11 protein-coding genes are annotated in these 13,244 nt (G+C 66.1%); 6 read left to right on the forward strand and 5 right to left on the reverse strand.

Annotated features, from left to right (window positions below):
- On the forward strand, nt 1-110 hold a 110-nt coding region (locus AC5P7E_RS20920; protein ID WP_495213704.1), incomplete at its 5' end, for an IS3 family transposase.
- Between the two features lie 432 nt (nt 111-542).
- On the opposite strand, the gene AC5P7E_RS20925 is transcribed toward AC5P7E_RS20920, so the two are convergent.
- From AC5P7E_RS20925 to AC5P7E_RS20935, 3 genes are all read right to left on the reverse strand, one after another.
- Nucleotides 543-1,010, reverse strand: coding sequence for a hotdog fold domain-containing protein (locus tag AC5P7E_RS20925; protein ID WP_043034501.1), 468 nt, complete (start codon nt 1,008-1,010; stop codon nt 543-545).
- A gap of 76 nt (nt 1,011-1,086) precedes the next feature.
- A complete protein-coding gene (locus AC5P7E_RS20930) occupies nt 1,087-3,564 on the reverse strand; it encodes an acyl-CoA dehydrogenase (protein ID WP_033834035.1) in 2,478 nt (825 codons plus the stop codon).
- On the reverse strand, nt 3,561-4,478 hold the full coding sequence (locus AC5P7E_RS20935; protein ID WP_005410691.1) for an alpha/beta fold hydrolase: 918 nt from the start codon (nt 4,476-4,478) through the stop codon (nt 3,561-3,563). Before AC5P7E_RS20935 ends, AC5P7E_RS20930 begins: the two co-directional genes overlap by 4 nt.
- A gap of 141 nt (nt 4,479-4,619) precedes the next feature.
- On the opposite strand from AC5P7E_RS20935, the gene AC5P7E_RS20940 reads away from it, so the two are divergent.
- Nucleotides 4,620-5,219, forward strand: coding sequence for a TetR/AcrR family transcriptional regulator (locus tag AC5P7E_RS20940; RefSeq protein ID WP_005410690.1), 600 nt, complete (start codon nt 4,620-4,622; stop codon nt 5,217-5,219).
- A gap of 230 nt (nt 5,220-5,449) precedes the next feature.
- Entirely contained in the window at nt 5,450-8,407 is a 2,958-nt protein-coding gene (locus AC5P7E_RS20945) for a TonB-dependent receptor domain-containing protein (protein ID WP_005414239.1), read from the forward strand.
- Between the two features lie 221 nt (nt 8,408-8,628).
- Here AC5P7E_RS20945 and AC5P7E_RS20950 read toward each other — a convergent pair whose 3' ends face one another.
- Nucleotides 8,629-9,441, reverse strand: a complete 813-nt coding sequence (locus AC5P7E_RS20950; protein ID WP_024956328.1) for an XOO1806 family protein — start codon at nt 9,439-9,441, stop codon at nt 8,629-8,631.
- Between the two features lie 149 nt (nt 9,442-9,590).
- On the reverse strand, nt 9,591-10,484 hold the full coding sequence (gene hslO, locus AC5P7E_RS20955; RefSeq protein WP_005414237.1) for an Hsp33 family molecular chaperone HslO: 894 nt from the start codon (nt 10,482-10,484) through the stop codon (nt 9,591-9,593).
- Between the two features lie 77 nt (nt 10,485-10,561).
- On the opposite strand from hslO, the gene mtgA reads away from it, so the two are divergent.
- Genes mtgA through AC5P7E_RS20970 form a run of 3 tightly spaced genes read left to right on the forward strand, consistent with a single transcriptional unit; the run spans nt 10,562 to nt 12,768 of the window.
- Nucleotides 10,562-11,311 (forward strand): monofunctional biosynthetic peptidoglycan transglycosylase, encoded by a 750-nt coding sequence (gene mtgA, locus AC5P7E_RS20960; protein ID WP_114619194.1) that lies wholly within the window; start codon nt 10,562-10,564, stop codon nt 11,309-11,311.
- 46 nt (nt 11,312-11,357) lie between these two features.
- Nucleotides 11,358-12,377, forward strand: a complete 1,020-nt coding sequence (locus AC5P7E_RS20965; RefSeq protein ID WP_005410685.1) for a glycosyltransferase family 2 protein — start codon at nt 11,358-11,360, stop codon at nt 12,375-12,377.
- On the forward strand, nt 12,337-12,768 hold the full coding sequence (locus AC5P7E_RS20970) for a CBS domain-containing protein (protein WP_033834030.1): 432 nt from the start codon (nt 12,337-12,339) through the stop codon (nt 12,766-12,768). The genes AC5P7E_RS20965 and AC5P7E_RS20970 overlap by 41 nt, the downstream gene beginning before the upstream one ends.
- Nucleotides 12,769-13,244: the final 476 nt, after the last annotated feature.

Consider the following 13,244-nt stretch of genomic DNA (forward strand, 5'->3'; position numbering starts at 1 on the left):
AGGCTGGGCTGGTGGAATACATCCAGTACTACAACCAGGAGCGCATCAAACCGAAACTGAAAGGTCTGAGCCCGGTAGAGTACCGGGAGCGGGCCCAATCGGCCGCCTGATCCCGTCCAAGTCTCGGGGGTCACTTCACCCTGGGGGCTTGGCCGCGGCATCCATGCCGCGGACACCCCTGCCCAGCCCATCCGCCCGACCCCGGACAGGTTCCGTGTGCGGCCAGCCCACGGAGAAGAAAAAGAAGATCAAGAGCAACAGCGGGTCGCTGCGCTCGTGGGTTCTGCGCGCATGAAAAAAGCGGCCGAAGGGCCGCTTTTGCTTTTGCTCTTGCTCTTCTTTTTCTCTTCCGTGGGTGGACGCCACAGAGATCTGTCAGAGGTCGGAGGGGTGGGGCCGGGCGGGGTATCCGCGCCATGGATGGCGCGGCTAAGCCTACACGGACGTACTTGCGGCGTCCCCGCCCGGCCCCACCCCTCCGGCCCAGCCGATAAACCGCATTTCGCGACCCACCCACGAGGGGCTGCGCCGTTCGCGGGAACTTACTTCGCCGGCGACATCCACATGTCGATGACCGCGCTGAACACCTCCGTCCCCGCGCGGTCGCGCACACTCACCGTCACCGGCAGTGCATAGCCCTCGGCAGCGGCCACGATCGGCTGGGCCGGCAATGCCACCGCCTGCAGCGTGCCCTGTGCCTTGGCCAGGTACTGCACCTGCATCCCCTTCGGAATCCAGCGCATGCCCTTCGGCAGCGAGGCGTCGACCATCAGCCCGGCGGTCAGTTCGGCCAGGTTGCACATCGCGATCGCGTGCACCGTGCCGATGTGGTTGCGCACCCTGCGGCGGTCGGCCAGCGTGCCTTCGCAGCGGCCGTGTTCCAGGCGGGTGATGCGCGGCGCGATGCTGGCGAAGTAGGGCGCCTTGAAGCAGACCGCGCGCGAGAACAGCCAGGTGCCGGCAGGCCAGCGTTGCAGCCGGTGGTAGAGCGAGAGCAGAGGCGTGGACATGGTCGGTGTTCCGGTCGTCGGATAGAGCGACGGCGGGCCGAGGCCCGCCGTCGAAGGCAACGCGTATCGCGGGCGATCAGGCGGCCTGCGAATGCGGATCCTTGTGCTGGCGGTCGTAGTAGCTGGCCGCCCGCAGTTCGTGGGTGTCGAAGTCGTCCACGGTGATCGTATCCAGGGTCAGCGTGCGCAGCTCTTCCAGCAGGCTGCGCTCGTCCTGGGTGATCACGCCCTCGGCCACGGCTTCGTCCAGCTGGCTCTTGAAGTCCAGCGCCTCGATGCCCTTGCTCTTCAGCGCCTTCAGGAACTTGCGTTCCACCGGCTCGGCCATGATCGCCTTGCTCAGGTAGCTGTTGATGCGGCCACCCGGGTTGTTCTCGCACGGGGTCAGGAACACGCCACTGGCCAGGCGGTCGCGGGCTTCGTTCGGCGCCATCAGCAGGGCGGCGACGCGGCGGCTCAGGCGGTCGCCCGGGGCCTCGGCACGACGGCCCAGCGGGAAGATCAGCGCCCACATCAGCCAGCCGATCGGACGGATCGGGAAGTTGCGCAGGGCCGCCGACAGCGATTCCTCGATCTTGTGCACGCTGTCATGGAAGGCCCAGGCCAGCAGCGGCTGGTCGGCCTGCGGTGCGCCCTCGTCGTGGTAGCGCTTGAGCATGGCGCTGGTCATGTAGACGTGGCTCAGCACGTCGCCCAGGCGGCCGGACAGCGATTCCTTGAACTTCAGCTTGCCGCCGAGGGTCATCATCGAGATGTCGGCCATCAGCGCCAGGTTGGCCGAGTAACGGTCCAGCTTGCGGAAGTAGCGGCGGGTGTAGGCGTCACCCGGGGCGGCACCGAAGCGTGCCCCGGTCAGGCCGAACCAGAACGAACGCACGGCATTGGAGATGCCATAGCGGATGTGGCCGAACAGGCTGCGGTCGAAGTCCTGCAGGCCGGCACGGGTATCCGGATCCTGCGCGGCCTTCATTTCCTTCAGTACCCATGGGTGGCAGAGGATCGCACCCTGGCCGAAGATCAGCAGGCTGCGGGTCATGATGTTGGCGCCTTCCACGGTGATCGCGATCGGCGCGGCCTGCCAGCTGCGGCCGGCGAAGTTGCGCGGCCCCAGGATGATGCCCTTGCCGCCGATCACGTCCATCATGTCCGAGATCACTTCGCGGCTCATGGTGGTGCAGTGGTACTTGGCGATCGCCGACGGTACCGACGGCACGTCACCACGGTCGACTGCAGCAGCGGTGGCCTGCGACAGCGCGCTGATCTTGTACGCCTTGCCGCCGATGCGGGCCAGCGCTTCTTCCACGCCTTCGAAGCGGCCGACCGACAGACCGAACTGCTTGCGGATGCGTGCATAGGCGCCGGTCACGGCGGCACCGGCCTTGGCACCGCCGCTGGCGGTGGACGGCAGGGTGATCGAACGGCCCACGGCCAGGCACTCGTTGAGCATGTTCCAGCCCTTGCCGGCCATGGCCGCGCCACCGATCAGCTGGGTCAGCGGAATGAACACGTCCTTGCCGCGGATCGGGCCGTTCTGGAACGTCGAGTTCAGCGGGAAGTGGCGACGGCCGATTTCAACGCCGGCGGTGTCGCGCGGCAGCAGGCCCAGGGTGATGCCGATGTCGCGGGTGTCGCCGATCAGGCCATCCGGGTCGTACATGCGGAAGGCCAGGCCGATCAGCGAAGCGACCGGGGCCAGGGTGATGTAACGCTTGTCGAAGGTCAGCTTGACGCCGAGCACCTGCTCGCCGTTCCACTCGCCCCTGCAGACGATGCCGTAGTCCGGAATCGAGGTGGCGTCGGAGCCGGCGAACGGACCGGTCAGGCCGAAGCAGGGCACTTCGCGGCCATCGGCCAGGCGCGGCAGGTACTGGTCCTTCTGTTCCTGGGTGCCGTAATGCACCAGCAGTTCACCCGGGCCCAGCGAGTTGGGCACACCGACGGTGGAGCTGACCACCGAGGACACCGAGGCCAGCTTCTGGATCACCTTGTGGTGGGCCAGCGCAGAGAAGCCCAGGCCGCCATATTCCTTCGGGATGATCATGCCGAAGAACTTGTTCTTCTTGATGAAGGCCCACAGCTCCGGCGGCAGGTCAGCGTGGACGTGGGTGATTTCCCAGTCGTTGACCATCGTGCACAGCTCTTCGACCGGGCCATCGAGGAAGGCCTGTTCTTCGGCGGTCAGCTGCGGCTTGGGGTAATTGAGCAGGATGTTCCAGTCCGGATCACCGGTGAACAGTTCGCCCTCGAAGCCAACCGAGCCGGTTTCCAGCGCGATGCGCTCGGTCTGCGACAGCGGCGGCAGCACCTTGCGGAACACCTTCATCATCGGGCCGGTCAGCAGCGGCTTGCGGATGAACGGCAGCAGCAGCGGCACGGCGATGACGGCCAATACGGCGGCAGCCACGATCGTGGCGGTCTGGTTGACGTAGGGAATGAACCAGCAGGCGACCAGCAGGGCCACGCTGATCAGCGTCCAGGTAACCAGCCGCATGCGGTGGTAGGCGACGAACGCGCCTGCCAGCAGCAGGGCGAGGAAGGGAAGAACGATGCTCATGAGCGTGCTCCGGTGACGTGCTCGTTTGTGGCGGACGAAGCCGCAGCATCCGCTGCGGGCAACACGTCCAGATAGTCCAACACAGTAGCGGTAAAGGCGTCGTTGTCATCGCCGGCGACCATGTGCGTGGCCTGCGGCAGCTGTACATGACGCGCGTGCGGCGCCAACGCCAGGAATTCGGCCACGGTCTGTGGCGTGACCAGGTCGCTTCGGCCGCCGCTGACCAGCAGCAGCGGGCACTTCACCTGGCGTGCGGCCTCGGCCAGTGCATCCTGGTGCTGCTCGCTGTCGCGCGCCAGTTCGGCCACCAGGCGCGGGTCCCAGTGCCAACGCCAGCGGCCGTGGCCGTCCTCGCGCAGCAGTGCGCGCAGCGACTGCTCGGATTTGCGCGGACGGTGCGGCATGTAGGCCGAGATCACATCGGCGGCCTGGGTGAGCGAGGCAAAGCCGTCGGGATGGGCGGTCATGAAGGCCAGAATGCGTTCAACACCGGCGGTATCCCAACGCGGGGTGATGTCCACCAGCACCATCGCCGAGAACAGGCCCGGCCAGCGCGATTCGGCCAGCAGGCCGAACAGGCCGCCCATCGAGGCTGCGACCAGCACCGGCGGGCGTGGCTGTTCCCCGGCCAGCACGATCAGGTCATCAGCGAACTGCTCGCCGTGATAGGGCAGTTCGGCAGAATTCCAGTCCGAATCGCCGTGGCCACGGGCGTCGTAGGCCAGCGTCTGCAGCCCCGCCGCAGACAGGGCCCGCGCGGTGGCGTTCCATGCGTGCCGGGTCTGGCCGAAGCCGTGCGCGAACAACACGCGGCCACGGCGGCCGTGGTCGCTGGCGGTTGCGGCCAGGCGTGCGCCATGGGCGGCCTCCAGGCGAAGATCATGGAACGCAGCGGGAGTAGGGGACGTAACCATACTTGCTAGTATGGATCGCTTGTGAGGGAAGTCAATACTGCACGGTATGGTGCGCTGCGGCAGGTGCCCAGGCGGGCGTCGCGACGGTTTCGGCCGCAACCGCGTACTGCAACGAACCCCGGCGTATGGTTAAATCAGCCCATGAATCAACCTGACGCTTCCGCCGGCGAACCGCGCGCCGGCCGCAACAGCCGCCTGAGTGCCGAAGACTGGGCCCAGGCCGCTCTCGATCTGATTGCTGAACAAGGTGTGGGGGCCGTCGCGGTGGAACCGTTGGCGCGGCGCCTGGGTGTGACCAAGGGCAGTTTCTACTGGCACTTCCCCTCGCGTGATGCACTGCTGCAGGCGGCGCTGGAACGCTGGGAACTGTTCGAACAGGAACAGGTGTTCGGCAGCCTGGAGGACGTGCCGGATCCGCGCGTGCGCCTGCGCCAGCTGTTCCAGATGGTCGCGCACGAAGTGCAGCCGCACATCATCTACAGCGAACTGCTGAAGGCGCTGGACCACCCGATGGTGCGCCCGGTGATCGACCGCGTTTCGCAGCGCCGGCTCGACTATTTGGTTGCTTCGTTCCGCCAGGCCGGGCTCAGCTCCACCGATGCACGGCATCGCGCGCGCCTGGCCTATGCCGCCTACGTCGGCTTCCTGCAGCTGTCGCTGCAGCTGCAGCAACCCAAGCAGGCCCGCGAGGATTTCGAGGCCTATGTCGAGCATCTGATCGAGACGCTCATTCCCAGCTGAATGGGAGAATGGCGCCCTGCAAGTGCCGAATGCGCCTTGCAGGCGACCTCAATGCGCCAACGTATGTCGTGGTGAGGCTGGTTTCACGCGATTTGGGCATTTTCTTAACGACTCTTTAATTCCAGATCAAGTGTGGCTACTATCGGGTCACCAGCCGTTTTTTGTGCCTCCCTTTTGGGGCACGTCGGTTGGACTCAGCACACAACCCAAGATCCATGGAGAGAGAGCCCATGAAGTTGAACAGCAACAAGCTGCGCGATGCAGTGTGCGTTGCGCTGGCCGCCAGCGCCGCATCCGTTGCCGGTACCGGGGTGGCGTCTGCCCAGACCGCCACCAACCTGGACCGCATCGAAGTCACCGGTTCGCGCATCCGTACCGTCGACGTCGAAACCGCCCAGCCGGTCCTGACCCTCAACCGCGCTGACATCGAGAAGCAGGGCTTCTCGTCGGTCGCTGACATCCTGCAGAACATCAGCGCCGTGGGTACGCCGCCGATCAGCCGTGCCCAGCCGCTGTCCTCGGGCGAAGCCGTCGGCGGCACCTACATCAGCCTGCGTGACCTGGGCGCCACCCGCACCCTGGTGCTGCTCAACGGCAAGCGCCTGGGCATCACAACCGGTGGCCTGCAGGACATCTCGACCGTGCCGGTCTCGGCCATCGAGCGCATCGAAGTGCTGAAGGACGGCGCTTCGTCGATCTACGGTTCCGATGCCATCGCCGGCGTCATCAACATCATCACCCGTACCAACTTCGAAGGCGCCACCGGCAGCGTCTACTACGGCCAGTACAGTGAAGGCGACGGTGCCACCCGCACCATGGACTTCACCATGGGCGTGAAGGGTGAGCGCGGTTCGCTGACCATCGGTGCCGAGTACGCCAAGGAAGACAAGGTGCGGGCGGCCGATCGTCCGTACGGTGCGTTCCCGCGCAGCTCCAACCACCCTGACTTCGGTTGGACCACCGTGGGTGAGTTCGGCGGTTTCGTCAGCCGTCCGGCCGATGGCCTGCCGGGCGTCACCTATCCGGCCGCCAGCGCATCCAACCCGAACCGCGAAGTGCGCGTGATCCTGCGTGAGGGTGGCAACGCGAACAACAAGGCCGACTACGTCGCGCAGAACGTCAACAGCTTCTCCACCAAGGACAAGACCAACACCAACCTGCAGACCGACCTGCGTACCCCGCAGGAACGCCGTGCAGTGTTCGTCGATGGCATCTACGACCTGACCGACAACGTGCGCCTGCGCACCAACATGCTGTACAGCTTCCGCGATTCGAACCGCCAGATCGCCGGCTACCCGTACGGCGCACTGGCCTTCGGTTCGCCGATTTCGGCCAGCAGTGTGTTCAATCCGCTGGGTGCTGACATCGCCAACTGGTGGCGTCGTACTTCGGAAGTGCCGCGCAACACCCGCGCCGAGCTGACCACCTTCCGCTTCAGCGGCGGCCTGGAAGGCAGCTTCGAGTTCTCCGACCGCCTGTTCGACTGGGATGTCGGCTACCTGTACAACAACAACAAGCTGGTCCAGACCAGCACCGGCGACCTCAACCTGACCGCGCTGCGTGCGGCGGTGGGTCCGTCCTTCATCAACAGCAGCGGCGTGGCGCAGTGCGGTACCGTGGCCAACCCGATCGGGCTGAACCAGTGCGTGCCGTACAACCCGTTCCTGCACGCCGGCATCCAGAGCAACGGTGCCAACGGCGCATTGACCGGCAACACCGCCCTGCAGAACCTGCTGTTCCCGTCCGCGCACTCCACCGCCGAGACCACCACCAAGGTCATCACCGCCAACCTGGCCGGCAGCCTGTTCACCCTGCCTGCCGGCGACCTGGGCTTCGCCGTGGGTGTCGAGCACCGCAAGGAAACCGGCAGCTTCAGCCCGGACGCGCTGGTGCAGTCGGGCAACACCTCCGGCCTGGCCAACTTCCCCACCGGTGGTGGCTACAAGGTTGACGAAGTCTATGCCGAGTTCAACGTGCCGATCCTGGCCGACCTGCCGGGCGCCCGCGAGCTGAGCCTCAACGCGGCCACCCGCCATTCGGACTACGACACCTTCGGCACCACGCTGAACAGCAAGTTCGGCTTCAAGTGGAAGCCGATCGACTCGCTGCTCATCCGCGGTACCTGGGCGGAAGGCTTCCGTGCCCCGACCATCGCCGACCTGTACAGCGGCGGTTCGCAGTCGTTCGACTTCTTCACCGATCCGTGCGATTCGGTCTACGGTGCGGCGCGCACCAATCCTGCGGTGCGTGCCCGTTGCGCCGCCGCACTGCCGGCCGGCGTAAATGCAGCCAACTTCCGCCAGCAGCAGCAGGGCTTCACCCCGACCACCGCTGCATCGTCGCAGACCCCGCTGGCCTTCGTCTCCGGCTCCAACGACCAGCTGACCCCGGAAACCTCGACGTCCAAGACCCTGGGCTTCGTCTGGAGCCCGGGTTTCATCCAGAACTTCAACATGTCGCTGGACTGGTGGGAAATCCGCGTCGAGAACACCATCATCTCGGACACGGCCAACCTGATCCTCAACGACTGCTACATCAACGACATCGCGGCACGCTGCTCGGCGTTCACGCGTGACCCGGTGACCGGCATCGTCAACAACCTCAAGCGCACCGGCATCAACGCCGGTTACCGCGAGGTGGAAGGCTTCGACCTGGATGTCAGCTACCGCCTGCCGACCGATCGTTTCGGCAACTTCAGCGCGCAGTGGACCAGCACCTACACCTCGCGTGATGACCTGGTCACCACCAAGAACCCGGTCACCCACCCGAATCCCCGCACCGGCGTGGGCTGGGCGGGCGGCGCCTTCCGCGTGCGTTCGAACCTGAACCTGGGTTGGGAAATGGGTGACTTCGGCGCCAGCTGGACCGTCCGTTACTTCTCCGGCATGAAGGAATCGTGCCTGAGCGCCGTGACGTTCCCGGAAGAGTGCAACCTGCCGAACTACGCTTCGCCGAACAACCAGGGCGTGGCGGTGGGCAGCGCGACCAACCAGCGTGGCGCGACCGTATTCAACGACGTCCAGCTGCGCTGGAACGCACCGTGGAATGCGACCGTGGCCGTGGGTGCCAACAACGTGTTCGGCCGCGTGGGCCCGACCATGTACAGCCAGCCGAGCGCGAACGTCTCCTACTACGGTGGCTTCGACATCGGTCGCTTCCTGTACATGAAGTACACCCAGCGCTTCTGATCGCGGCGTAATATGTACGTGTGACATGGCCACGCCCCGAAAGGGGCGTGGCTTTTTTCATGGGGCAGCCAGGCTTGATGGCGCAGGCACCCCTACGCAGCCGCGCTGGACCAGGCCGCGCACAGGCGCTTGCGCATCGCCGCGTGGTGGCGGCGAGGTGTCATTACGGGGATGGGCGAAGGGAGCGCGCGCGGAAACGTCGCGGTGAGGCGGCAGGGAGCTTACAGGTCCTGCTCGTAGCGCACGTACGGCACGGTGCCGTCGTCGTTGCTTTCGTTGCGTGGCGAGAACGGATTCTTGCCGCGGCTGATCACGTTCTCGGCGCCCACGGTGAGCTGGCCGGACCATGGCGTGCGCCAGGTCAGGCCGATACCCAGGCCTTCCCACTTGCCGGGCTTGCCGGGCACGTCGATGACGCGGCCGATGATGCTGCCGGTGAAATTGCCGTAGCCGGCGCCGATGCTCAGGCTCTTGCTGTCCCAGCGGTCGGCAATGGCCGGCGAGGCGTCGGCCAGCGGCACCAGGCGGGCCTTGGCGTAGGTGCCGGCGATGGACACGAAGCCTTCGCGGCCGATGTTCTTCTGCGCGAACACGGTCAGGTCATTCTGCTCGGCGCGCAGCGAAGGGGTCTTGTTCGGGCCTGCCAGCCATGCCGGCAGGGTTTCACGGCCGGTGCCGGCGGTGATGCCGAGGCGGCTGCTGCCACGGTTCAATGCGGCGGTGCCGGTGAAACGCCGGCTGTTGAGGTCGTCCTCGTCGCCGAGGCTGGCCAGCATGCAGTGGCTGGCCAGGCCGCTCATGCTGGTCCCGCTGCTGCTGCAGAGCAGGCCCAGTGAATCGCCGGAGGACAGGCCAAAGGCCGCATCCAGCGAGTTGCGGCCGAAATGCCAGCGCGCCCCGGCCGCCTGCTCACCGGTCGGCTCCAGGTACAGCAGGGCCTCGACCTTGCCGCTGCCCTTGTTCCATACCGGCAGCACGGTGCGGGTGTCCTTGCTCTGCGCATGCACGCCCGTGATCGCGCCAAGGGCGATCATCATGGCCAGCGGTAGACGCAGGAAGGTACGCATCGGACCAGTTCAGACAGGGACGGACAACGGAAGTTCCCGTGGGGACGGGAACTTGATCCTAGGGTGTTTATGAATTCTTAACAAGCCTTGATCCTCCCCAGGTACAAGACTGCCGTTCATTGAAGCCGTTCAGGCGCCGGTACAGCCCCCTGGGCGCCGTGGAACAGTATGCCGAACTCCGTCAATGGAAAGTGATACTCACGCCCGCAGAATTCGCAACGGACCTCGACGGCGCCGGTGTCTGCAGCCGCTGCACGGGCCTCTTCCTCACCCAGCGACTGCAGCATCGCCGCCACCCGCTCGCGGGAACAGGAGCAGGCAAAGGACAGCGGCTTTTCGCCCATCAGCGCCGGCTTCTCCTCGTGGAACAGGCGGTGCAGCAGCTGCTCGGCCGGGGTGGCCAGCAATTCGGCCTTGCCCAGGGTTTCGAACAGGGCGCTGGCGCGTGCCCAGCCGTCCTCGTCGCCCTCGTCGCCCGGCAGCTTCTGCAGCAGCAGGCCGGCGGCACCATTGCGGTCGGCCGCCAGCAGCAGGCGGGTCGGCAGCTGCTCGGACTGGCGGAAGTAGTCCTCGAAGGCCTCGTCCAGCTCCGGTGCGGTCAGTCCGACCAGGCTCTGGTAGCGCTGGGGTTCACGCGGATCCAGGCCGGGGTTCTCGATGGTGATGGCGAGGATCGCGTCATCGCCCAGGCTGGACAGGTCGCGCGGCGCGTCGCCGCCTTCGCTGAGCTGGGCGATGCCGCGCAGGGTGCCGGCGGCGGTGCATTCGGCGAACAGGGTGCGCAGGGCAGTGCTGCTGCGCAGCTGGATCGACAGGCGTCCATCGATCTTGGTATGGCCGGTGAACAGCGCCGAGGCCACGCAGGCCTCGCCGAGCAGTTCGGCGGCGGTATCCGGGTACTCGGCGTGGGACAGGATCTCCTGCCAGGTGGCCTGCAGGCGCACGTGGACGCCGCGGACGCCGGCGTCGGGGAGCAGGAAGCGGATCAGGGAATCGGAGTTGGCGGTCATCGGCTCACATCGCGCGTAAACGGGGGCAGTTGCCGGATAATGCGCCGACAACCAGATAGAAGAAGGATGCACCAGTAATGGGGGCAGGGGGAGAGCAGCACAAGGTGGAAGCTGTCGTAGAAGGCCCACGCCGCAGGCGCTGGCGCTGGAAACGGCTGCTGTGGCTGCCGGTGCTGCTGGCTGCTTTCAGCTGCCTGCAGGTCCTGGTGCTGCGGTTCATCGACCCGCCGGTGTCCATGGTGATGCTGTGGCGCTATGGCGAGGCGCTGGGCGAGGCCGATTGGTCCTATCGCCTGCATTACCAGTGGCGCGACCTTGACCAGATGGCGCCGAGCCTGCCGATTTCGCTGGTGGCCGCCGAGGACCAGCGTTTCCCCGACCACAACGGCTTCGACCTGCAGGCCATCGAGAAGGCCCGCGACCACAATGCCAAGGGCGGGCGACTGCGTGGCGCCAGCACGATCAGCCAGCAGGTGGCCAAGAACCTGTTCCTCTGGCAGGGCCGCAGCTGGATCCGCAAGGGGCTGGAGGTCTGGTACACCGTGCTGATCGAAGCGCTGTGGCCAAAGGAGCGCATCCTGGAGATGTACGCCAACATCGCCGAGTTCGGTGATGGCGTGTACGGAGCTCAGGCGGCGGCGCAGAAGTTCTGGGGCAAGGACGCGGCCAGGTTGAGCCCGGCCGATAGCGCGCGGTTGGCGGCGGTGCTGCCGGCACCGCGGCGCTACAACGCCGCAAAGCCAAGGCCGTACGTGCAACGGCGCGCCGCCTGGATCCAGCGCCAGGCACGGCAGCTGGGCGGGGCCGCGTACCTTTCGGAAGAGTGAGCGCGCGCCGCCTGATCTACGGCCGGCGGCAACGTACAATCCGGGCATGACCCGCGAACGGCTCACTTTCGTCATCGCCGCCTACAACGAGGCCCTGGCACTGCCGTTGCTGCATCCGCGGTTGTGCGCGGTGCTCGACGCGCTGCCCGACATCGACGGCCACATTCTGTACGTGGACGACGGCAGCCATGACGGGACCTGGGAGGTGATCGCCCGCCTGGCCCAATCCGACGCGCGGGTCTCCGCGCTGAAGCTGTCGCGCAATTTCGGCAAGGAAGCCGCACTGACCGCTGGCCTGGACCTGGTGCGCGAAGGGGCGGCGATGATCCTGGATGCCGATGGCCAGGACCCGCCGGAGCTTGTGCCGCAGTTCGTCGCGCGCTGGCGCGAGGGCCATGACAACGTCTATGGCACGCGCCTGGCGCGCGATGGCGAGGCCTGGATCAAGCGTGCCACGGCGGCGATCTTCTACCGCGTGATGGGGCGCCTTTCGCGTACGCCGATCCCGGCCGACACCGGGGATTTCCGCCTGCTGTCACCACGCGCGCTGAGTGCGCTGCGCGAGATGCGTGAGCGCCATCGTTTCATGAAGGGGCTTTTCAGCTGGGTGGGTTTCAAGCGCGTGGCGGTGCCCTATCACCGCCACGCACGCGTGGCCGGCACCAGCAAGTTCAGCCTGTGGCGGCTGTGGAACTTCGCCCTGGAAGGCATTACCGGGTTCTCGACCGTGCCCCTGCGCGCGGCGACCTACCTGGGGCTGGCAACCGCGGCGGTGGCCTTCGTGTTCGGCATGTGGGTGATCGTCAAGGCCGCGCTGTACGGCGACCGGGTGGCGGGCTGGCCGACGATGATGGCGGTGATCCTGTTCCTGGGCGGGGTGCAGTTGATCGCGCTGGGCCTGATCGGTGAGTACCTGGGGCGCCTGTACGAAGAGTCCAAGCAGCGGCCGTTGTACCTGGTTGACGCGTGGCTAGCATCCGCCGTGGCAGACTCGGCCCTGCAACCCACCCTCGGAGGGCAGGCAGATGACCACGGTACGGCAACTGTTGGACGGCAAGTCTCCTGAAGTACATGCGGTCGCGCCGGATGCGGCGGTGATCGATGCGATCCGGTTGATGGCGGAAAAGGGCATTGGCGCGGTCCTGGTGATGGACGGGCCGCGGTTGGTCGGGATCCTTTCGGAGCGCGATTACGCGCGCAAGATCGTGTTGCGTGATCGTTCTTCGCGCGATACGGCGGTGGCCGAGATCATGACGACGCAGGTGGTGACGGTGTCGCCGGGCGAACAGGTGGAGCATTGCCTGCAGCTGGTGACCGACTACCGCATCCGCCACCTGCCGGTGGTGGAGGGCGTGCAGGTGCTGGGGGTGATTTCCATTGGCGACCTGGTGAAGTCGGTGATCGATGCGCAGCGCAGGGAGCTGGATCAGCTGCAGCAGTACATCGTCGCCGGGTGAGGGTGTCGCTGGCGGGCCTGCGGCCCGCCAGCCCGCTTTTCGAAGCTCAAAGCCAAAGTCAAAGCCAAAGCCAAAGCCAAAGCAGCGCCTTCCTGATACGTTGGGAGGCGGAGGGTGCGGCTGGGCAGGGGCCTCCGCCTCTGGACACGTTCCCGCGAGCGCGGTGCGTTTCAGTGCCGATCCCCCGCTCCTGGTAGATGCCAACCTTGGTTGGCAACAGCTTTTGACTTTGCCTTTTTTTTTGACTTTGAATTTCGCTCTCGTTCCGCGCGCGCAGGAAACTGTCCGGAGCCGGAGCAAGGCGGCAGGCAGGACCGTGAGGCGCATGGATGCGCCGACCGAGCCTTATCTGATGAAAATCTGTCAGCGTAGGTGTCGAGAGCCGGCGTGGGCCGCCGTACGAGCCTGGATCTCGACGATCGCCATGTAGCTTGGCGCCCACGCCGGAATCTCCCTTGATCCGCCCGAACAGTTGC

This window comes from Stenotrophomonas sp. YJH_SMC_25 (assembly GCF_059369595.1).